Here is an 18,659-nt window from a genome sequence, read left to right as displayed (position 1 = left end):
GGATCAACACGTTGCAGGCACGATGGCTACGATCGAAATTGTTCCGATAACGCAAGGCCATATCGACAGCTTTCACCGGACCCTCGATATCGTGGCGCGGGAGCGGCGCTATCTGTCGTTCCTGGAGGCCCCGCCGCTGGAAGCGACGCGGGCGTTCATTCTCGACATCATCGAGCAGGGGTATCCGCAATTCGTCGCGCTGTCGGGCGGTGAAGTCATCGGCTGGTGCGACGTGACCCCGAAGCCAAGGCCGATTTATGCCCATAACGGCGTTCTCGGCATGGGCCTTTTGCCGCAATTTCGGGGGCGGGGCATCGGCAAGCGCCTGATCGCGCAGGCGCTGGATGCCGCACGGGATTTCGGGCTGCAGCGGGTCGAACTGACGGTCCGGGAAAACAACGTGAATGCGATCGCGCTCTATAAGAAGGTCGGCTTCGAGATCGAAGGGGTGCAGCGCGAGGCCATCCTGGTCGATGGCAGCTACGAAAACCTGATTTTGATGGGGCTGCTGTTCTAGCGGCAGGGCCAGGAAAGTCTGACGGCGAAAACCTGAGGGCGAAAACCTGACGACGCCCAATCAGATCAGGGCTGGTGCTGGCGGCGCCCGGTTGCCAATCCCGATGCCGCGTCTCGCGGGGACTTCACACTGTGCTCGACGCGCAGGATTTCAAACCATTTGCCGCCGGATACGATGTCGAGCTGCTCCCCGGTCAGCTCGCTGCTCGCAGCGTCTGCACGGGTCTCGAACGTACCCTCGTTCGTCATGATGGTCTCCTCCGCGTTGATGGGAAACCTTGGCGGGACGACCGTCGCTACGCTGTGAGCGAGATCACTCAGCTCGCCATGGCGGGAACCTACTTTGGCTGCGCCTTTTTGTCGGAAGAAGAACCCTTGTTGTTGGAAGAAGAGCCCTTGGGCTGCGTCGCGGTCGGAAAGCCGTGCTCCTGCGACCAGCGAAACAGTTCATCGAACACCGGTTGCAGGGCCCTCGCCGAGGGCGTGATCTCATATTCGACGCGCGGCGGCACCTCGGGATAGACCGTGCGCTTCACCAGTCCATTGGCCTCGAGATCGCGCAGCTGCGTCGTCAGCATGTGCTGGGTCACGCCGGGGATCGATTGGCGCAACTCGCCGAACCGGTGCTTGCGCTGGACCAGTTGCCAGAGAATGTCGCCCTTCCATTTTCCGGCCAGAACGCCCAGCGCGCGATGAAATTGCTCCAGCACCCCGCGCTCGCACGGTTCCGGGGCGGCGATATCCTTGCTTTCCGCAATAGTCATCTTTTTCATACTACCTCACAAAAAGCATCCTACTTGTGCTTTTCATCTTACTCCCGAATTTTGTGTCTCGAAAGCCTTCGCGGGGTCGGCCACGGCGCCGAACCGCTGGAATATATCGGGAGCGACCATTGTCACTTGCCGCTGCATCGGCGCCGCCGCGCTGGAAGTCCGCCGGTCTCTGGGTCGTCAGGGGATTGCTGGCCCTTGCCTTTGCAGGCGCAGGCGGAGCCAAGCTCTACGGCGTGCCGATGATGGTTGAGTCATTTCAGCACATCGGACTTGGTCAATGGTTCCGCTATTTGACCGGGGTGCTGGAAGTGCTCGGGGCCATCCTGATCCTCACGCCGTCGCTGGCTGCGGTCGGCGCCGTGCTGCTGATCTGCATCATGATCGGCGCGACCGTCACTCATCTCTTTGTGACCGGCGGCTCGGCTGTGCCTGCTCTGGTGCTGTTGGCACTGAGCGCCGTCGTCGCCTACGCCAAGCGCGACCAGATCGCATCGCTCTCCAGGCATTTGTGAAGCCGCCGCCATGCGCCTTTCTCGCCGCGAATGGACGATTGCCGCGGGCCTGATCCTGGCCTTCGTGGTACCGCTGACCGTAACCCTGTTGCTGACAGGATCGGAGGCGGCGAGCCCAAAGCCGCAGGCGAAGCCCGCTCCGGTCGCGATGCATCGGCTGGTGCTGCCGATCAACACCGATGATCCCACCACGATGCGGGCGCTGATCTCGACCGCACTCAACCTTCCAAAATACTACCAGGAGCGGAACGAGGCGTTCACGATCGAAGTCGTCGCCTACAATGCCGGCGTTCACATGCTGCGCGCCGACACCTCGCCGGTGAAGGACATGCTGCGCATCCTGAGGACGGTCAATTCGAACATCCGCTTCGTGGTTTGCGACGCCACCAAGCTCGGCATGGAGCGCCAGGAGGGGCGTCCGGTCACCCTGATCGATGGCGTCGAGATCGTGCCGAGCGGGCCGGGGCGCATCATCGAATTGCAGGAAGCCGGCTGGTCCTACATCCGATCGTGATACCTGGATTAAAACCGCGGATTCAGAACTGCACAGCGGAGTATCCGACATGACCTCGCCCCGCAGCCCGACCCGCCGCAGCTTTGTCGCGGGTATCATGGGCGCGGCCGCCTCGCTTGCGATCCCGCCCCGGCCGGGTCGCGCGGCGGCCGGCGGGCCGCCGCCATTCGCCACGGCCCGGCATCAGTTCACGCTCGTTCGCGGCGCACGGCCGGTCCCGCCGGTCCCGATCCCGCGTCTCGGCGGAGGGGTGCTCGATTTGCAGTCCTTCCGCGGCAAGGTGGTGCTCGTCAATTTCTGGGCGACCTGGTGTGCAGCCTGCCGCACGGAACTGCCGATACTGGATCAACTCGCGGAAAGCCGCCGCGCCGACCTCGCCGTCGTCGCCATCACCACCGATCGCGATCGATCGGTGGTCGCGCCGTTCGTCAAGAAGTTGAAGCTTCGTCATCTCGGAATCGGCTTCGATCCCGGCGGACTGGTGGGACGCGCCGGCGCCAGCGACGGTGTCGATACGCCCTTCGCGCTGTACGGCATGCCGATCACCTTCCTGCTCGGCGTCACCGGGCAAGTCGAGGGCTACATCACGGGTGAAGCCGACTGGCTCTCGACCGAGGCGCGCCGGTTGTTCGATTATTATGCGAGCGCCCGTGGCGCGTAACTAAGCGAAGCGGATGTTGAGGCGGCGCCCGGCGCCTCACGGCAGCTTGTCGTATCCCTCGCCGATCCCGTTCAGGCTGAGCGGGAAGCCGATGCCTTCTTCCGGGGTCTCGAAGATAATAAAGGTCGCGGTCTTGGCGGTGCGGAGCTGGCCGAGCAGCTTTTCGTCCATCACGACTTCGGCAACGCAGCCATTGGGCAGGCAGCGGACAAAACCGGCGCGGCCGACGTCCTGGTTGTCCAGTTTCAGGCCGAGCCCGGAGGGCAGCAGCACGCCCAAGGGGGCCACCACCCGCATCAGCTTGCTCTTCTGGTCGGCGGTCTTCAGCACGATCACGGTGAGGCCGGCGTTGGAGCGGTCTTCGGCTACCACGCTCTGGATCAGGGCGCATTGCTCGCCCTGGGCCCCCGGCGGGGTGTCGCAGCGGATCTGCCAGTCGCCATGGACCGAGCGCACCGCGCCCTGGGCGCTGGCAGCCTCGGTCAGGCCGAGCAGAAGTGCTGTGGCGAGTAGTCCGCCCAGCCAGCGGCCTGGCCCTGGCTTGCGTCCTGCCTGATGTTTTGAACGCCTCATCCGGGTCGATCCTCTGAATGATTACTCGGACTGATACGTAATGACGGCGCCTTGAAGGCGGTCTTTCGCTAAATCTCGAAGCAATTCCCAAGCCTGATATCAAGCCCGATGCGAAGCCGGGAAGGGTGCTTCAGCGGCGAATCAGGTCCCCGCGGCGCACCCTTCTTGTGCGTACATCCAGTAATCCGCCTGTCAAGCGGCGCAGCTGGACAAAAAGGCGGATTTTGCTGGATTCACCGGGAAAACCTGACATGCAGAGATTAGCCGGTGACGCATGGCTTTGGTCCCCACTACTGCATTGCGAGAGCCTGCGAATTATGGTTTGAGAGGCTGGATTTCGAAGCGTTCTAGCGATCTGGCCCCGGTACTTTTGAGGTGTGCTCCCAAGCCACCTCCGGCGGGCTGTTTGTAGGGGCGGATCGTGCGGCATTTCCGGCCATCCGGTGGGGATGCTTTGGGGATTTATCAAGGGAGCGCGAGCGGCATGAAGATGTCGAAGGGCCAGATTGGCCGGCGGTTGCTGGGATTTGCGGTGGCGGGCATGGCCCTTGTCGCCGGCGGTACGGCGTCAGCCGAATTGGGGCAGCCAGCGCCGTGGGAATGGACCCTGCAGGAATCGGCCTCGCCGGTGATGGACTACATCATCTGGTTCCATAACTGGCTGTTCGCCATCATCACCATCATCACGCTGTTCGTGCTGGTGCTGCTGGTCATGGTCGTCGTCAAGTTCAACGCCAAGGCCAACCCGGTCCCCTCCAAGACCACCCACAACACCCTGATCGAAGTGGCCTGGACCCTGATCCCGGTGCTGATTCTGGTGGCGATCGCGGTGCCGTCGTTCCGGCTGCTGTTTCTGCAGCTCGACGTGCCAAAGGCCGATCTCACCATCAAGGCGACCGGCAAGCAGTGGTATTGGAGCTACGCCTATCCCGATCACGGCAAGTTCGAGTTCGATTCGCTGATGGCCGCGGACAAGAAGCCCCGGCTGCTCGGCGTCGATAATGAGATGGTGGTGCCGGTCAACAAGGTGGTCAAGGTTCTGACCACCGGTGCCGACGTCATCCACGCGTTCGCGGTGCCGGCCTTCGGCATCAAGATCGACGCCATCCCCGGCCGTCTGAACGAGACCTGGTTCAAGGCCACCAAGACCGGGATGTTCTACGGCCAGTGCTCCGAACTGTGCGGCAAGGATCACGCCTACATGCCGATCGCGGTGCGGGTCGTGAGCGATCAGGAATTCGCGGCCTGGGTGGAAACCGCGAAGAAGAAATATGCGACCAATCCGGCGAATTCGTACGCCTCGGCTGGTGGCGCGGTGGCGCAGTAAGCCGCAAAGCCCAGGCAAGCTTTAAGGCTTAGGCGCAAGGGACAAGGGCGACGGGACCGCAAGGTCCGAAAAGGGCGACAGGACCGCAAGGTCCGACAAAGGGACTGCAAGGCAGGATTTGAACATGGCAACAGGCGCAGCGACACACCACGATCACGCCCATGATGACCACGCGCACGCGCATCCGACCGGATGGCGGCGCTTCGTCTATTCGACGAACCACAAGGACATCGGGACGATGTACCTGGTGTTCGCGGTCATCGCCGGCGTCATTGGCGCGGCGATGTCGATCGCGATCCGCATCGAGCTGATGTATCCCGGCGTCCAGCTGTTCCACGAAGCCCATACCTACAACGTGTTCGTGACCTCGCACGGCCTGATCATGATCTTCTTCATGGTGATGCCGGCGATGATCGGCGGCTTCGGCAACTGGTTCGTGCCGCTGATGATCGGTGCGCCCGACATGGCGTTCCCGCGCATGAACAACATCTCGTTCTGGCTGCTGCCGGCCTCGTTCGCGCTGCTGTTGATGTCCACCTTCGTCGAGGGTGAACCGGGCGCCAACGGCGTCGGTGCGGGCTGGACCATCTACGCGCCGCTGTCGACTTCGGGCCATCCGGGACCGGCGGTCGATTTCGCGATCCTGTCACTGCATCTGGCCGGCGCCTCGTCGATCCTCGGCGCCATCAACTTCATCACCACGATCTTCAACATGCGCGCGCCGGGCATGACCCTGCACAAGATGCCGCTGTTCGTCTGGTCGATCCTGGTCACCGTCTTCCTGCTGCTGTTGTCGCTGCCGGTGCTCGCCGGTGCGATCACCATGCTGCTGACCGACCGCAATTTCGGCACCACGTTCTTCTCCGCCGACGGCGGCGGCGACCCGCTGCTGTTCCAGCATCTGTTCTGGTTCTTCGGCCATCCCGAAGTGTACATCCTGATCCTGCCCGGCTTCGGCATGATCAGCCAGATCGTCTCGACCTTCTCGCGCAAGCCCGTGTTCGGCTATCTCGGCATGGCCTACGCCATGGTCGCGATCGGCGGCATCGGCTTCGTGGTGTGGGCGCACCACATGTACACGGTCGGCATGTCCTCGGCGACGCAGGCTTATTTCGTCGCCGCCACCATGGTGATCGCGGTGCCGACCGGCGTGAAGATCTTCTCCTGGATCGCCACGATGTGGGGCGGCTCGATCGAGTTCAAGACGCCGATGCTGTGGGCGATCGGCTTCATCTTCCTGTTCACGCTCGGTGGCGTCACCGGCGTCGTGCTGGCCAATGCCGGCGTCGACCGCGTGCTGCAGGAAACCTATTACGTCGTCGCGCACTTCCACTACGTGCTGTCGCTGGGCGCCGTGTTCGCGATCTTCGCCGGCTGGTACTACTGGTTCCCGAAGATGTCCGGCTACATGTACTCGGAAACCATCGGCAAGCTGCACTTCTGGGTGACCTTCATCGGCGTCAACCTGGTGTTCTTCCCGCAGCATTTCCTCGGCCTGTCAGGCATGCCGCGCCGCTACATCGACTATCCGGATGCGTTCGCCGGCTGGAACCTGGTGTCCTCGCTCGGCTCCTACGTCTCGGGCTTCGGCGTGCTGATCTTCATCTATGGCGTGGTCGACGCCTTCAGGAGGAAAGAGCAGGCGGCGGATAATCCGTGGGGCCCCGGCGCCACCACGCTGGAATGGACGCTGTCGTCGCCGCCGCCCTTCCACCAGTTCGAAGTGCTGCCGCGGGTGCAATAAACCTTATCATTCGCGGCGCGCTCCTTCGGGCGCGCTGCGGCCTAGAACCAAGCGAGATCAATCTTGTCGGTCGTCGATCACAACGCCATCGAATTGCCCCGGATTTCCGAGGCTGAGGTCGGCGACTACCTCGCGCTGCTGAAGCCGCGGGTGATGTCGCTGGTGATCTTCACCGCGCTGGTCGGCCTCGTGATCGCGCCCGGCCATATCCACCCGATCCTGGCGTTCACTTCCATCCTCTGCATCGCGGTCGGCGCCGGCGCTTCCGGTGCGCTGAACATGGCCTATGAGGGCGACATCGACGCCAAGATGTCGCGCACCGCCAACCGGCCGATCCCGCGCGGCCGCATCACGCGCGAAGAGGCGACCGCGTTCGGGCTGATCCTGGCGTTCTTCTCGGTGATGACGCTCGGCATCCTCGTCAACTGGCTCGCTGGCGGGCTCCTGGCCTTCACGATCTTCTTCTACGTCGTGATCTACACCATGCTCCTGAAGCGCTGGACCGCGCAGAACATCGTGATCGGCGGCGCTGCCGGCGCGCTGCCGCCTGTCGTGGCGTGGGCCGCGGCGACCGGCTCGCTGTCGATGGAGCCGGTGCTGCTGTTCCTGATCATCTTCTTCTGGACCCCTCCGCATTTCTGGGCGCTGGCGCTGTTCCGCAGCGACGACTATGCCCGCGCCGGCGTGCCGATGCTGCCGGTCGTTGCCGGACCCGACGCGACCCGGCTGCAGATCCTGCTCTATACGGTCGTTCTGGTCGCGATCGCCGTCGCCCCCTGGCCGCTCGGCTATTTCGACGCGATCTATGGCATCACTTCGCTGGTGCTCGGCGCCGGCATGATGGCGCTGGCGATCAACGTCTACCGCCGCCGCGAGGGTACCGAGGCGCTGCGCGCGACCAGGCGGCTGTTTGCTTTCTCGATCCTTTACCTGTTCGCGCTGTTCGCGACGCTGCTGCTCGAAGTCGTCGTGCGCGGCGTCATGGCTTTGATCGGGTAGGGGGCGCATGGGACCGGAATGGACGACAAGCGGATGCCAGATGGAATCGTCCTCACCGAGGCGCAGAAAAGAAGCCGGCGCCAGCGGTCGGTCGCGATTGCGCTCGCGCTCCTCGTGCTCGTCGTGCTGTTCTTCGCCGTCACCATGGTCAAAGGGCCGGCCGTTCTAGTTCGGCCCATGTAATCTGGAAACTGTAGACTGGAATCTGGGCAGGTGGACATGGCAGACCAACCGATCGCGCAAGGGGAACCGGAGGCAAGCCGCAAGGCTTCGCGCCGCGGCCTGACGCGCGATGCGATGGTGGCCTCGATCTGCGGTTTCGTCGTGGTGTTCATGGTCGGCGCAGCCTATGCCGCCGTTCCCTTCTATAACTGGTTCTGCCGCGCCACCGGCTTCAACGGCACCACCCAGGTCGCCACCTCGGCGCCTTCGCAGGGCCCGCTGGCGCGCAAGATCTCGGTGCGGTTCGATGCCAATGTCGGCGCCGGCCTGCCGTGGAAGTTCGAGCCGGAGCAGAACGAGATCGAGGTCAGGATCGGCGAGGTCGTCACCGTATTTTATAAGGTGACCAACCAGGCGGCGCGGCCCACTGCCGGCCAGGCCGCGTACAACGTGACCCCGCTGACGGTCGGCGCGTATTTCCAGAAGATCAACTGCTTCTGCTTCACCGAACAGACCATGGCGCCGGGTGAGAAGCGCGAGATGCCGGTCGTGTTCTACGTCGATCCGGCGCTGATCGCCGACAGCGAGAATGACGGACTGAACACCATCACGCTGTCCTACACCTTCTATCCCGTGCGCGATCCGGCGCCGAAGCCGGTGGCTTCGGGCGAGTCGGACAAGCGCAAGGGAAGCCTGTAACTTTGGGAATTTCGGCCTTCCGAAATTCCCGACTTTGAATTTTGAGACGAAGATGTGCCGAAGGATCCGGCACCGCTAACGGAGAGACCGCAATGGCTACGGCGCACGCGAAGCATCACGACTACCACCTCGTCGATCCGAGCCCGTGGCCGGTCGTCGGCTCGATCTCGGCCTTCATCATGGCCGTCGGCGCCGTCGGCTGGATGCACCATATGTACGCGGCGGCGCCGATCGTGTTCGGCGTCGGCACCATCGGCGTGCTCTACACCATGGCGAGCTGGTGGGGCGACGTGATCCGCGAAGCCCAGTTCAAGGGCGACCACACCCGCGTGGTGCAGATCAGCCACCGTTACGGCATGATCCTGTTCATCGCCTCCGAGGTGATGTTCTTCGTGGCCTGGTTCTGGGCCTTCTTCAATTCCGCGCTCTTCCCGGCCGATGCCATTCACGCCACCCGCGACGCCGTGTTCGGCTGTGGCGCCGGCACCGCGGCGGGCGCCTGCAGCGTGCCGGGCACCTGGCCGCCGAAGGGCATCGAGACCTTCGACCCCTGGCATCTGCCGCTCCTCAATACGCTGCTGCTGCTGACCTCGGGCACCACGGTGACCTGGGCGCATCACGCGCTGCTGGAAGGCGACCGCAAGGGCCTGAAGTACGGCTTGATCCTCACCGTCGTGCTCGGCGCGCTGTTCACTTGCGTGCAGGCCTATGAATACGCCCACGCCACATTCCACTTCTCCGGCAACATGTATGGCGCGACCTTCTTCATGGCGACCGGCTTCCACGGTTTCCACGTGCTGGTCGGCACCGTGTTCCTGCTGGTCTGCCTGTTCCGCGCCTATGCCGGACACTTCACGCCGACCCAGCATCTCGGCTTCGAATTCGCCGCCTGGTACTGGCACTTCGTCGACGTGGTGTGGTTGTTCCTGTTCATCTGCATCTATGTCTGGTTCCGCGGCGCTGGACCTGTCGCCGGGCATTGAACTGACGTCATTGTGTTACAAGGGGCGGTCGTGCGACCGCCCCTTTTTCATTTTCTACGAAGTGAATCCGATGCCAAATGATGCTCTTCCCACGCTGACCGAGAGCGCGCTGCGCGGCATCGCCTGCCGCTGCCCGCGCTGCGGCAAGGGCAAGCTCTATGCGGGCTTCATCGACCTTCGGCCGAACTGCGAGGCCTGCGGGCTCGATTACGCCTTCATCGATACCGGCGACGGGCCGGCGATCTTCATCATCATGATCGCGGGCGCGATCGTGGTTGGATCGGCCCTGGTCGTGGAGATCAAATACCAGCCGCCGTTCTGGCTGCATGCGGCGTTGTGGCTACCATTAATTCTGGCGACCACGCTGTTGCCGCTGCGCTCGATGAAGTCGCTGCTGATCGCGCTGCAGTACCATCACAAGGCCGCGCCCGGCCGCCTGATCGATCGCGAGCCGAAATGACCGGCGTTGTTGCGCGGCGGCGCGGTACGCTCGGCTTTGCCATCTTCACGCTCGTGATGATCGTGACCTGCCTCGGCCTCGGGATCTGGCAATTGCAGCGGCGCGTCCAGAAGCATGCGCTGATCGCGGCCCTGAACGAAAGGCTGGCCGATGCGCCGAAGGCGCTGCCGGAACAGGCGCAATGGGGCACGCTGACACCAGCCAAGGACGAATTCCGCCGCGTCAGTTTCACCGGAACTTACGCGCGGCTTCCCGATGTGATGGTCTATAGCTCCGGCTCTTCGGTCCGCAACGACGTGTCCGGCCCGGGGACCTGGGCGTTCCTGCCGGCGCAAACCGCCGATGGGGCAATCGTCGCGGTCAATACCGGCTTCGTGCAGAACACGATGCAGGACCGTGCGCAGGAAGACCGCGCGGTCGGCCGTCTCGTCACCGGCCAGCCGGTCAAATTCACCGGCTACCTCCGCTTCCCCGAAGCCGCCGGCACGCTGACGCCGTCAGAGAATATCGCCAAGCGGCTCTGGTTCACCCGCGATCATCTGGCGATGGCGCGCGCGCTCGGCTGGGGCGAGGGCGGCAAGGCGGTCGCGCCGTTCTATATCGATCTGGAATCACCCGTGCCCGAGAGCGGCATCCCGAAACCGGGGCCGCTCATTGTCCATCTCAAGGACGACCACATGCAATACGCCATCACCTGGTTCAGCCTGGCGGCGGCCGTCGTGATCGCCTTCGGCGTGTGGTGGCGCGCGCAGCGGCGAAGCGCCGCTTCGTAGCTTCGTGGAGTCGCAGGGTGGGTTAGCGTAGTGTAACCCGCCGTATTCGTCCTTGCTGTGTGGAACTTGTCGGCAGAGATTCGATGACCATGACCGAGACGTTGAAAGCTTCCCTCGCGCACCTGCCGGTTACCCTTCGCGATATCGAGGCGGCGGCAGGCGTGCTCGCCGGCTTCGTGAAGCGGACGGGCTTCGAGCCCAGCCGTACGTTGTCCGACATCACGGGCGCGAACATTTGGCTGAAATTCGAAAACCTGCAGTTTACGGCGACGTTCAAGGAGCGCGGCGCGCTCAATCGGCTGTCTGCGTTATCGGCCGACGAACGGCGGCGCGGCGTGGCAGCGGCCTCGGCGGGTAACCACGCCCAGGGCGTGGCCTATCACGCGGCCCGCCTCTCGATCCCTGCGACCATCTTCATGCCGGTGGGCACGCCGATGGTGAAGATCGAGAATACCCGCCGGCATGGTGCGACCGTGATCGAGGGTGGGGCGACGCTGGAGGACACCGCCACGCTCGCCACCGACTATGGTCGAAAACAGGGTTTGACGTATATCCATCCCTATGACGATCCGCTGATCATCGCGGGTCAAGGTACCATCGCGCTCGAGATGCTGGCTTCAGTGCCTGATCTCGACGTCCTGGTTGTTCCAATCGGCGGCGGCGGCCTGATATCCGGCATCGCCGTTGCCGCCAAGACCCTCAAGCCGGACATCGAGATCATCGGCGTTCAGGCCGCGCTTTATCCCTCGATGTACAACCTCATCAAGGGGGAACATCTTGCGATGCGCGGTGACACGCTCGCGGAGGGCATTGCCGTCAAGGCCCCCGGTCAGATCACGTCTGACATCGTGCGCGCGCTCGTCGATGACATCGTGCTCGTCACCGAACAGCAGATCGAGCACTCGTTGAGTCTTTTCATCACCATCGAGAAGTCGGTGACCGAGGGCGCGGGGGCGGCGGGCCTGGCGGCCGTACTCGCCGATCAGGCCCGCTTCAAGGGCCGTTCGCTCGGCCTGGTGCTGAGCGGAGGCAATATCGACACGCGGCTGCTGTCCGGTGTGCTGACGCGCCAGCTCGCGAGGGAAGGCCGGCTTTCGAAGCTGAAGTTCGACATCGTGGATCGGCCCGGACAGCTCGGCATGGTTGTCGCCGTCCTGGGCAAGGCAGGCGCCAATATCGTCGAGGTGTCCCATCAACGCATCTTCACCGACCTGCCAGCCAAGGCGGTGGTGCTCGAGGTTGTCATCGAAACCCGGGACCGGACCCATCTTGAGGCGACCGTCGCCTCGCTGAAGGCCGCCAGCCTCGATGTCGATGTCGGTGGCGACTAGGGGGTCGAAGCGTTGCTGCATGCATGACATGCAAGGGCTGGCTGGACCGTGGATTTCAAATGATGGATCATTCGCTATCCGCAGTTCACGCCACAGGCCACCGATGTCCGACGCGCTCCCCGCCGATCCCGCACGCCCCCTGCTGTTCCAGCCGTTCAGCATTCGCGGCCTGACGCTGAAGAACCGCCTGGTGGTGCCGCCGATGGTGCATTACCGCGCCGATCCCGGGGCGACCTGCGGCATGTTTCATCAGGTGCATCTCGGCCGTTACGCGCTCGGCGGTTTTGGTCTTGTCTTTGTCGAGGCCACCGGCGTCGAGGAAGTCGGCCTGATCAACGAGTTCGACCTCGGCATCTGGAACGACGCCCAGGTCGAAAGTTTCAAGCCGCTGATCGCTTTCATGAAGCGCGAGAACACCGCGATCGGCCTTCAGCTCGCGCATGGCGGCCGCAAATCGTCCTCGCAAAAGGCGATGAACGGCATGGGGCCGCTCACACCAGAAGAGATCAAGGCGGGCGCCAAACACTGGCAGCCGGTCGGCCCGACCAGCGAGCCGGTGGCGCCGGGATGGCTGACCCCGCGCCAGCTCACCGCCGAAGACTGCCGCGCCATGGTGAAGACCTGGGCGCACGCCGCCAAAAACGCGGTCAAGGCGGGCTTCGACGTGATCGAGGTCCATATGGCCCATGGCTATCTGCTGGCCTCGTTCCTGTCGCCGATCTCGAATACCCGCAACGACGAATATGGCGGCGACCGAAAGGGGCGGATGCGGCTGCCGCTCGACATCGTCGAGGCGGTGCGGCGCGAAATGCCGGATACGATGCCGCTGTTCGTGCGCGTGTCCTCGGTCGACGGCGCGCAAAACGGCTGGAACATGGACGACACGGTGGCGCTGGCGCATGAATTGAAAGCGCGCGGCGTCGACGTGGTCGACTGTTCCTCCGGCGGCATTTCCGGCTCGGCGACGGCAGCCCAAGTGCCGCGCGGCCTCGGCTTCCAGGTGCCCTATGCCGAGCGTGTCCGCAAGGAAGTCGATATCGCGACCATGGCGGTCGGCATCATCCTCGAAGCCGAACAGGCCGAAGCGGTGCTTGAAAAAGGCCAGGCCGACCTGATCGCGATCGGGCGGCAATCGCAGTACAACCCCAACATCGCCCATCACTGGGCGCATGATCTCGGCATCAACCGCAGATTCGAGGACTGGGCGCCCGAATATGGCTGGTGGCTGGAAAAGCGGATTCGGACCATGGAAGGGTTTGCCAGCCCGACGGGTGCGGTGAAGCGGTGAGCGGAGGCACGTGTAGTTGTTTGTAGGGTGGGCAAAGGAGCGTTAGCGACGTGCCCACCATCATGAGCAACGCAAGGAGTGGTGGGCACGCTTCGCTGTGCCCACCCTACGAAGCTACGCAGCCGTAATCGGCAATTCCGTCTCCGGATCGAAGAAATGCAATCGCCCGGGCTGGCCTGAGACGCGGACCCGATCGCCGCTCGCGATCACGGTTTCCGCTGGCACCCGGGCCACCGTGATGCCGTGGCTCCCCACGCGCGTCTCGAGCAGGATCTCGGAGCCGAGCTGCTCGACAACCTCGACATGGGCGTCGAAGCTGGCGCCCGGCGCGCCTTCGCCGAGCGCGAGATGTTCGGGCCGCGCGCCCATGATCGCGGGCTTGCCGTTGTAAGCCGCCAGCGCGCGCGCATCGGCGCCGCCGACCGTCAGCTTGAGGCCATCAGCCTCGACCGTCGTCGCGCCGCCATCGCTGCGCACGGTAACGTTGACAAAATTCATCGCGGGCGCGCCGATGAAGCCGGCGACGAATTTATTGGCGGGCTTGCCGTAGACCTGCAGCGGCGTGCCGACCTGCTGCACCCGGCCGTCGCGCATGATCACGACGCGATCGCCCAGCGTCATGGCCTCGACCTGGTCGTGGGTCACGAAGACAGACGTGGTCGGAATGGCGGCGTGCAGTCGCTTGATCTCGATCCGCATCTGCGCACGCAGTTTTGCGTCGAGGTTCGACAGCGGCTCGTCGAACAGGAACACCTCAGGGTTGCGTACGATGCAGCGGCCGAGCGCCACGCGCTGCTGCTGGCCGCCGGACAATTGCTTCGGCTTGCGCGCCAGCAATTCGTGCAGGCCGAGCATGCCCGCGGCACGGTCGATCGCGGCCTTGATCTCGGCTTCGGAGGTCTTCTTGTTGCGCAGGCCGAAGGCGAGATTGTCGTAGACGCTCATGTGCTGATAGAGCGCGTAGTTCTGGAACACCATCGCGATGTCGCGGTCGCGCGGCGGCAGGTCGTTGACGACCCGGTTGCCGATCCGGATGTCGCCGCTACTGATGTCCTCCAGCCCTGCGATCATGCGCAGCGTCGTCGACTTGCCGCAGCCGGACGGGCCGACCAGGGCCACGAACTCCTTGTCGGCGATCTCGAGATCGACGTCCTTTACGGCGTGGAACAGCGAGCCATAATGCTTGTTGAGCTTGCTGAGTGAAATCGCTGCCATTTACCCGCCGTTACAGATTCAAAGTTGACCCAAAAATAATCCCGCCGCAGCGAGCATGATCCGGAAAAGTGTGAAGCGGTTTTCCGAAAGATCATGCTCAAATAAAAGGCTTCCCGCGGCGGGATCTTGCCTATCGATTACTGCGCCGCCTTGCTGACCAGCGGTGCGCCCTCGGCCAGCACCTTTGCGATATCCTCGCGCTTGCCGGTGACGGCCTTGGTGACGGTGTCGTTGAACGCCTTGTGCACGGCGGGCCATTGCGGGAAGTAATAGGCGCCGCGCACCTTGTCGGGTGAATCAAGCACCGATTCCTTCAACAGCTTCATGAACGCATCTTCCGCCGCGATTTCCGCCCAGAACTCGGTGTTGGGCGGCGGCGCGCCGGTCGCCTTGAACAGCTTCTTCTGGCCTTCCTTGTCCAGCATCATCGCGTTGAGCATTTCCTTGGCCTTCTTCTTGCGCTCCGGCGAGATCGACTTCGGAATCGCCCAGCCCCAGATGTCGTCCCAGGCGAACGGCTTGGCGCGGTCGGGACCGAGCGGGAAGCGCGTGGCAGCGACCTTGCCCGATATCTTCGACTTGGCGGGATCATTGAACGTGCCCCACCATAGCGAGTCCGCTACCGTGAACGCGGCGTCGCCGGCCATGAACACGGCGTTGGCTTCGTTGCGGTCATAGGCCGGCATGCCGCGCGGCACGATCTTGTGGGTGTTGATCGCATCCCACCAGTATTCGACGTTCTTCTGCATGCAGGACTCGGTCATGCCCGATTTCCAGCCGTTCGCGGCGAGCTTCTTGTTGTCGCGCTCATAGGGCGGCAGCAGCACGTCGCAATTGTTGCCCCACATCGACCAGAACCAGGTGAACCAGGAGTTGTTCATCGACGCGCCGGCGACATAGCCGAACTTCACCTTGCCGTCGGCCTGCAGCTTCTTGCTCACGGTGACGAGTTCATCCAGCGTCTTCGGCACTTCCTCGGGCTTGACGAGGTCGGAGCGGTAGAAGAACACGCTGAAGGTCTGGCCCATCGGCACGACGGTGTTCTGGCCCTTGTCGTTGCCGAACACGATCGGTGACATGCTCCACTTGGAGGCAAACTTGTTGGCTTCGACGTCATCCATCGGCTCGAGCAGATGCGCCCAGGTCTGGCCCCAATCGTCATTGTGCCAGATCACGTCATACTGATCGGAGTTCGAGGTCAGCGACGCCGTCATCTTCTCGACATAGACGCCGTAGGAATTCGGCACCTTGACGATCTTGACGCCGTTCTTGGCGCCCCAGGCCTCGAACATCGCAATCGAATTGTCCTGGATCGGGCTCGGCTGGTAGCCGATCCGCAGTTCGGTCACCTGGGCGCTCGCGCTTCCCGCGGCCGCCCACAGGGCCACCGTCGTTGCGACAGCCAATTTTGTTAAGTGCTTCATCGCTTCCCTCCCTCGTTTTTGGTGTTGTTTCCTCGTCGTATTCAGCGTCCTCGCTTCTAGATGCGCAGTCCCCGGATCACATATTTCTGCCCGAACAGCGCGACCAGGAACGCCGGCACCAGCGCCATCACCGCGGTCGCTGCCATCAGATTCCAGCGCAGCCCCATCTCGGTGACGAACTGCGCCATGACCACCGTGATCATCGGCACGCGGTTGCCGGTCAGGATCAGCGCGAACAGGAATTCGTTCCATGTGAACAGCCAGCACAGCACCGCCAGCGCCGAGATCGCCGGCAGCGCCGACGGTATGGCGACGCGGATGAAGGCGCCCCACCGCGTGCAGCCGTCGATCATCGCGGCGTATTCCATGCTGGGATCGATGCCGTCGAAAAACCCCTTCATCAGCCATGAGAAGAAGCAGATATGCACCGCGACATGCGGCAGCAGCAGCCCGGTATAGGTGTCGTAGAGGCCCCAGCTCTGGGTCACGAAGTACAGCGGCAGCACCCAGGAAATATAGGGGATGCAGCGGAACACATAGATGGTCCCGAACCAGATCCGCGAGGCCGGTCCGGTGAAGCGCGACAGCATGTAGCCGCTGGAGACGGTGACCAGCAGCGAGAAGATGGTCGCCAGCGTCGAGATCAGCGCGCTGTTGAGGAAGGCCGACACGATGCGGTCGTCGGTCAGCACCTCGGCGAAGCTGGCCAGCGTGAATTCGGTGCCGCGATGGACGTAATAGACGCCGGATTCCGGCCGCAGCGAGGTCAGGATCAGCCACAGCACCGGAAACGCGAACGCAAAGCAGATGCCGAACAGCGCCAGCGCGAACAGCGTCTTGCGGCTCCACTTCGGCAATCCGGGCAGGAAATCGGGGCGGCTTACGATCGGCATCTGATTATGCCTTTGCGATGCGGTCGACGAGGCGGTAGAGCACCACGCCGATCACGAGGATGATGAGCCCGCCGATGATCGCCGCCGCCGAGCCGCGGCCGAGATCGAGGTTCAGGAAGGCGTGCACATAGGCATAGAGGCTGAACAGCTCGGTCGAGCGGCCCGGCCCGCCGCCAGTCAGCGTCCACACGATGTCGAAGGTGCGGAAGGCGTCGATGGCGCGGATCACCACGCACACCACGATGACCGGACGCAGCATCGGCAGGGTCAGGAATCTGAACACGCGCCAGGTCGTGGTGCCGTCGATCGCGGCCGCCTCGAACGGCTCCTTCGGCAGGCTCTGTAATCCCGCGAGCAGCAGCAGCGTGAACCACGGCGTCCACAGCCAGATGTCGGTCAAAAGGATGATGCCGAAGGCGCTCCAGCGCTGCACCAGCCAGGGCTGGCCTTCCAGCCCGATCGCCTCCAGCACCGTGTTGACGATGCCGAACTGGTCGTTGAACATCCAGCGGATCATGATCGCGGCGACGACCGGCGCCACCATCAGCGGCACCAGCAGGATCGTCTGCACCAGCTTTTGCCCGCGAAACGGCCGGTTGAGCAGCAGCGCCAGCGCCAGCCCCGCCACCAGCGCCCCGGCCACGCTCAGGATCATGAACAGGAAGGTGTTCGGCAGCACCACGTACAGAAACGCCGGATCCGACAGCACCGCGTAATAGTGACTGAAGCCGACCCAGATCTTCTTCGGGTTATAGAGCGCCCAGTCGCGGAAGCTGGCATTGGCGCCGATCACGATCGGCAGCACCTGAAACAGCAGCATCAAGAGTGCCGCCGGCGCAATGAGAAACAGCATGAACCGCTGTTGCTCGCCGAACATTGGACGCCGCGATGCCGACAAGCCTGTTACCCCCGCCTTTGCACTGATTGGTCACGACTCTTGTGGTCGCTACGTGCATAAAGCCCCTTGCATCGGGATTATGGGCGCGGCGTCGGAGGCTAGTCAATCCGCATTGTGGCGCAGGCAGACGCGGGACGTATGCAGGCGATGGGGCTGCAAGGTGCGAACGCGCTGCCACGCTTGAATCCGCGTGCTCACCGTTTGCACGGATTGCCGCTACCAGAGATTGCTGGTTCGCTAGCGCGGTTGTCTTGAATCCGCTGATCGCGCCTGGAACTTCCATGGACACAAATTGTTTTTGGTTCCAAACTGAATGGCGGGTAACCGGTGGTTCAGTGCCCGTTCACGACGTTCGCCTTACCTCCGTTGCCTTTCTCGACCCATCGAGCCAGGTGCAGCCAATGGACATGTCGAACCTGCCCAAGAATACTGCCAAGGATGTTGCCAAGGATATCGTGAAGGATATCGATCAGGTGGCTGTTGTCGTCGATTGGCTAGATGCCTGCCGGCGACATGAGCTTGGCCCGCTGCTCGACCTGTACGCGTCCGACGCAAGCCTCGAATGCGACTGCGACGGCGCAAACACCTATGCGGGCCGGGCTGCGCTGGAATCATATTGGCGGCCCCGGCTCGAGGCATTCTCGCCCAATGCCTTTGGACTGGAAGAGATCACGCCGTCCGCCGACGGGGTCATGCTTGACTACCTGAACTGCGAAGGCATGCTCGTTCGCATCGCCTTCACGTTCGACGCTTCCGGGAAGATTTTGCATACCCGCTGTGGCCGGTTCGCGCCGGCAGCGGCGCTGGATGGCGTTGGTGTGCCGCATCGCGCTTGGTGACGACGCGGTCGCCATTCCTGCTTGCAACCTGATGTTCTTTCGCGCTGTATCCTTCGCTGCATCGCTGGGGCAGCG

At 63.3% G+C, this 18,659-nt stretch carries 22 protein-coding genes; 15 read left to right on the top strand and 7 right to left on the bottom strand.

The window, feature by feature from the left end; translation table 11 throughout:
- The first annotated feature begins 22 nt into the window (after positions 1-22).
- Positions 23-517 (top strand): GNAT family N-acetyltransferase, encoded by a 495-nt coding sequence (locus tag JQ641_RS21215; protein ID WP_211997891.1) that lies wholly within the window; start codon positions 23-25, stop codon positions 515-517.
- A gap of 65 nt (positions 518-582) precedes the next feature.
- Here the strand turns inward: JQ641_RS21215 and JQ641_RS21210 are convergent, their stop codons facing one another.
- Both JQ641_RS21210 and JQ641_RS21205 read right to left on the bottom strand, forming a co-directional pair.
- Complete coding sequence (locus tag JQ641_RS21210) at positions 583-765, bottom strand: hypothetical protein (RefSeq protein WP_211997890.1); 183 nt, start codon at positions 763-765, stop codon at positions 583-585.
- An 89-nt stretch (positions 766-854) separates the two neighbouring features.
- Positions 855-1,280, bottom strand: a complete 426-nt coding sequence (locus JQ641_RS21205; RefSeq protein WP_192735714.1) for a winged helix-turn-helix transcriptional regulator — start codon at positions 1,278-1,280, stop codon at positions 855-857.
- Positions 1,281-1,408: 128 nt separating this feature from the next.
- On the opposite strand from JQ641_RS21205, the gene JQ641_RS21200 reads away from it, so the two are divergent.
- From JQ641_RS21200 to JQ641_RS21190, 3 genes are read left to right on the top strand one after another with little or no spacing between them, the layout of a single operon-like run.
- Positions 1,409-1,801 carry a DoxX family protein gene (locus JQ641_RS21200; protein ID WP_211997889.1) on the top strand — a complete coding sequence of 131 codons (393 nt, stop codon included), beginning with the start codon at positions 1,409-1,411 and terminating at the stop codon, positions 1,799-1,801.
- 10 nt (positions 1,802-1,811) lie between these two features.
- Positions 1,812-2,315, top strand: a complete 504-nt coding sequence (locus JQ641_RS21195) for a DsrE family protein (protein WP_211997888.1) — start codon at positions 1,812-1,814, stop codon at positions 2,313-2,315.
- Positions 2,316-2,364: 49 nt separating this feature from the next.
- Positions 2,365-2,976: a TlpA family protein disulfide reductase gene (locus JQ641_RS21190; RefSeq protein ID WP_211997887.1), complete on the top strand. Its 612-nt coding sequence runs from the start codon at positions 2,365-2,367 to the stop codon at positions 2,974-2,976.
- Between the two features lie 36 nt (positions 2,977-3,012).
- Here JQ641_RS21190 and JQ641_RS21185 read toward each other — a convergent pair whose 3' ends face one another.
- Positions 3,013-3,549, bottom strand: coding sequence for an invasion associated locus B family protein (locus JQ641_RS21185; protein ID WP_249133544.1), 537 nt, complete (start codon positions 3,547-3,549; stop codon positions 3,013-3,015).
- 484 nt (positions 3,550-4,033) lie between these two features.
- Here JQ641_RS21185 and coxB point away from each other — a divergent pair, with 484 nt between their 5' ends.
- The 10 genes from coxB (at position 4,034) to JQ641_RS21135 (ending at position 13,315) form a co-directional block, all read left to right on the top strand.
- On the top strand, positions 4,034-4,876 hold the full coding sequence (gene coxB, locus JQ641_RS21180) for a cytochrome c oxidase subunit II (protein ID WP_192735388.1): 843 nt from the start codon (positions 4,034-4,036) through the stop codon (positions 4,874-4,876).
- A gap of 124 nt (positions 4,877-5,000) precedes the next feature.
- Entirely contained in the window at positions 5,001-6,620 is a 1,620-nt protein-coding gene (gene ctaD / locus JQ641_RS21175; protein ID WP_211997886.1) for a cytochrome c oxidase subunit I, read from the top strand.
- Between the two features lie 63 nt (positions 6,621-6,683).
- Positions 6,684-7,619 carry a heme o synthase gene (locus tag JQ641_RS21170; RefSeq protein WP_192735386.1) on the top strand — a complete coding sequence of 312 codons (936 nt, stop codon included), beginning with the start codon at positions 6,684-6,686 and terminating at the stop codon, positions 7,617-7,619.
- A gap of 18 nt (positions 7,620-7,637) precedes the next feature.
- A complete protein-coding gene (locus JQ641_RS21165) occupies positions 7,638-7,802 on the top strand; it encodes a cytochrome c oxidase system small membrane protein (protein WP_192735385.1) in 165 nt (54 codons plus the stop codon).
- Between the two features lie 36 nt (positions 7,803-7,838).
- Positions 7,839-8,480, top strand: coding sequence for a cytochrome c oxidase assembly protein (locus JQ641_RS21160; RefSeq protein ID WP_211997885.1), 642 nt, complete (start codon positions 7,839-7,841; stop codon positions 8,478-8,480).
- Between the two features lie 92 nt (positions 8,481-8,572).
- The gene (locus JQ641_RS21155; RefSeq protein ID WP_192735383.1) at positions 8,573-9,463 is read left to right on the top strand and encodes a cytochrome c oxidase subunit 3; all 891 of its coding nucleotides are present in this window, start codon (positions 8,573-8,575) and stop codon (positions 9,461-9,463) included.
- A 70-nt stretch (positions 9,464-9,533) separates the two neighbouring features.
- Positions 9,534-9,923: a DUF983 domain-containing protein gene (locus JQ641_RS21150; protein WP_211997884.1), complete on the top strand. Its 390-nt coding sequence runs from the start codon at positions 9,534-9,536 to the stop codon at positions 9,921-9,923.
- On the top strand, positions 9,920-10,696 hold the full coding sequence (locus JQ641_RS21145) for an SURF1 family protein (protein WP_211997883.1): 777 nt from the start codon (positions 9,920-9,922) through the stop codon (positions 10,694-10,696). Before JQ641_RS21150 ends, JQ641_RS21145 begins: the two co-directional genes overlap by 4 nt.
- Positions 10,697-10,785: 89 nt before the next feature.
- On the top strand, positions 10,786-12,027 hold the full coding sequence (locus JQ641_RS21140) for a threonine ammonia-lyase (RefSeq protein WP_211998006.1): 1,242 nt from the start codon (positions 10,786-10,788) through the stop codon (positions 12,025-12,027).
- A gap of 103 nt (positions 12,028-12,130) precedes the next feature.
- Positions 12,131-13,315, top strand: a complete 1,185-nt coding sequence (locus tag JQ641_RS21135; protein ID WP_211997882.1) for an NADH:flavin oxidoreductase/NADH oxidase — start codon at positions 12,131-12,133, stop codon at positions 13,313-13,315.
- A gap of 114 nt (positions 13,316-13,429) precedes the next feature.
- Here JQ641_RS21135 and JQ641_RS21130 read toward each other — a convergent pair whose 3' ends face one another.
- The 4 genes from JQ641_RS21130 to JQ641_RS21115 all read right to left on the bottom strand — a co-directional run bounded on the left by JQ641_RS21130 (position 13,430) and on the right by JQ641_RS21115 (position 17,700).
- A complete protein-coding gene (locus JQ641_RS21130; RefSeq protein WP_211997881.1) occupies positions 13,430-14,530 on the bottom strand; it encodes an ABC transporter ATP-binding protein in 1,101 nt (366 codons plus the stop codon).
- Positions 14,531-14,667: 137 nt separating this feature from the next.
- Positions 14,668-15,954, bottom strand: a complete 1,287-nt coding sequence (locus tag JQ641_RS21125; RefSeq protein WP_211997880.1) for an ABC transporter substrate-binding protein — start codon at positions 15,952-15,954, stop codon at positions 14,668-14,670.
- A 56-nt stretch (positions 15,955-16,010) separates the two neighbouring features.
- Entirely contained in the window at positions 16,011-16,847 is an 837-nt protein-coding gene (locus tag JQ641_RS21120) for a carbohydrate ABC transporter permease (RefSeq protein ID WP_211997879.1), read from the bottom strand.
- A gap of 4 nt (positions 16,848-16,851) precedes the next feature.
- Positions 16,852-17,700 (bottom strand): carbohydrate ABC transporter permease, encoded by an 849-nt coding sequence (locus tag JQ641_RS21115; protein ID WP_249150582.1) that lies wholly within the window; start codon positions 17,698-17,700, stop codon positions 16,852-16,854.
- A gap of 446 nt (positions 17,701-18,146) precedes the next feature.
- Here JQ641_RS21115 and JQ641_RS21110 point away from each other — a divergent pair, with 446 nt between their 5' ends.
- The gene (locus JQ641_RS21110) at positions 18,147-18,584 is read left to right on the top strand and encodes a nuclear transport factor 2-like protein (protein WP_249150581.1); all 438 of its coding nucleotides are present in this window, start codon (positions 18,147-18,149) and stop codon (positions 18,582-18,584) included.
- Positions 18,585-18,659 lie beyond the last annotated feature (75 nt).

The sequence above is a fragment of the Bradyrhizobium sp. JYMT SZCCT0180 genome (assembly GCF_018130165.1).
Taxonomy (GTDB): domain Bacteria; phylum Pseudomonadota; class Alphaproteobacteria; order Rhizobiales; family Xanthobacteraceae; genus Bradyrhizobium.
Note: the sequence above shows the minus strand (reverse complement) of the source record. Positions and strands in the feature narration are given on the sequence as shown.

What these genes read in the sequence shown, in the direction of transcription:
- JQ641_RS21185 (WP_249133544.1), bottom strand. Translation starts at nt 3,549, where the DNA reads ATGAGGCGTTCAAAACATCAGGCAGGACGCAAGCCAGGGCCAGGCCGC.
- JQ641_RS21205 (WP_192735714.1), bottom strand. Translation starts at nt 1,280, where the DNA reads ATGACTATTGCGGAAAGCAAGGATATCGCCGCCCCGGAACCGTGCGAG.
- ctaD (WP_211997886.1), top strand. Translation starts at nt 5,001, where the DNA reads ATGGCAACAGGCGCAGCGACACACCACGATCACGCCCATGATGACCAC.
- JQ641_RS21130 (WP_211997881.1), bottom strand. Translation starts at nt 14,530, where the DNA reads ATGGCAGCGATTTCACTCAGCAAGCTCAACAAGCATTATGGCTCGCTG.
- JQ641_RS21155 (WP_192735383.1), top strand. Translation starts at nt 8,573, where the DNA reads ATGGCTACGGCGCACGCGAAGCATCACGACTACCACCTCGTCGATCCG.
- JQ641_RS21165 (WP_192735385.1), top strand. Translation starts at nt 7,638, where the DNA reads ATGGACGACAAGCGGATGCCAGATGGAATCGTCCTCACCGAGGCGCAG.
- JQ641_RS21190 (WP_211997887.1), top strand. Translation starts at nt 2,365, where the DNA reads ATGACCTCGCCCCGCAGCCCGACCCGCCGCAGCTTTGTCGCGGGTATC.
- JQ641_RS21195 (WP_211997888.1), top strand. Translation starts at nt 1,812, where the DNA reads ATGCGCCTTTCTCGCCGCGAATGGACGATTGCCGCGGGCCTGATCCTG.
- JQ641_RS21150 (WP_211997884.1), top strand. Translation starts at nt 9,534, where the DNA reads ATGCCAAATGATGCTCTTCCCACGCTGACCGAGAGCGCGCTGCGCGGC.
- coxB (WP_192735388.1), top strand. Translation starts at nt 4,034, where the DNA reads ATGAAGATGTCGAAGGGCCAGATTGGCCGGCGGTTGCTGGGATTTGCG.
- JQ641_RS21110 (WP_249150581.1), top strand. Translation starts at nt 18,147, where the DNA reads ATGGACATGTCGAACCTGCCCAAGAATACTGCCAAGGATGTTGCCAAG.
- JQ641_RS21140 (WP_211998006.1), top strand. Translation starts at nt 10,786, where the DNA reads ATGACCGAGACGTTGAAAGCTTCCCTCGCGCACCTGCCGGTTACCCTT.
- JQ641_RS21160 (WP_211997885.1), top strand. Translation starts at nt 7,839, where the DNA reads ATGGCAGACCAACCGATCGCGCAAGGGGAACCGGAGGCAAGCCGCAAG.
- JQ641_RS21120 (WP_211997879.1), bottom strand. Translation starts at nt 16,847, where the DNA reads ATGCCGATCGTAAGCCGCCCCGATTTCCTGCCCGGATTGCCGAAGTGG.
- JQ641_RS21135 (WP_211997882.1), top strand. Translation starts at nt 12,131, where the DNA reads ATGTCCGACGCGCTCCCCGCCGATCCCGCACGCCCCCTGCTGTTCCAG.
- JQ641_RS21215 (WP_211997891.1), top strand. Translation starts at nt 23, where the DNA reads ATGGCTACGATCGAAATTGTTCCGATAACGCAAGGCCATATCGACAGC.
- JQ641_RS21115 (WP_249150582.1), bottom strand. Translation starts at nt 17,700, where the DNA reads ATGCTGTTTCTCATTGCGCCGGCGGCACTCTTGATGCTGCTGTTTCAG.
- JQ641_RS21210 (WP_211997890.1), bottom strand. Translation starts at nt 765, where the DNA reads ATGACGAACGAGGGTACGTTCGAGACCCGTGCAGACGCTGCGAGCAGC.
- JQ641_RS21145 (WP_211997883.1), top strand. Translation starts at nt 9,920, where the DNA reads ATGACCGGCGTTGTTGCGCGGCGGCGCGGTACGCTCGGCTTTGCCATC.
- JQ641_RS21125 (WP_211997880.1), bottom strand. Translation starts at nt 15,954, where the DNA reads ATGAAGCACTTAACAAAATTGGCTGTCGCAACGACGGTGGCCCTGTGG.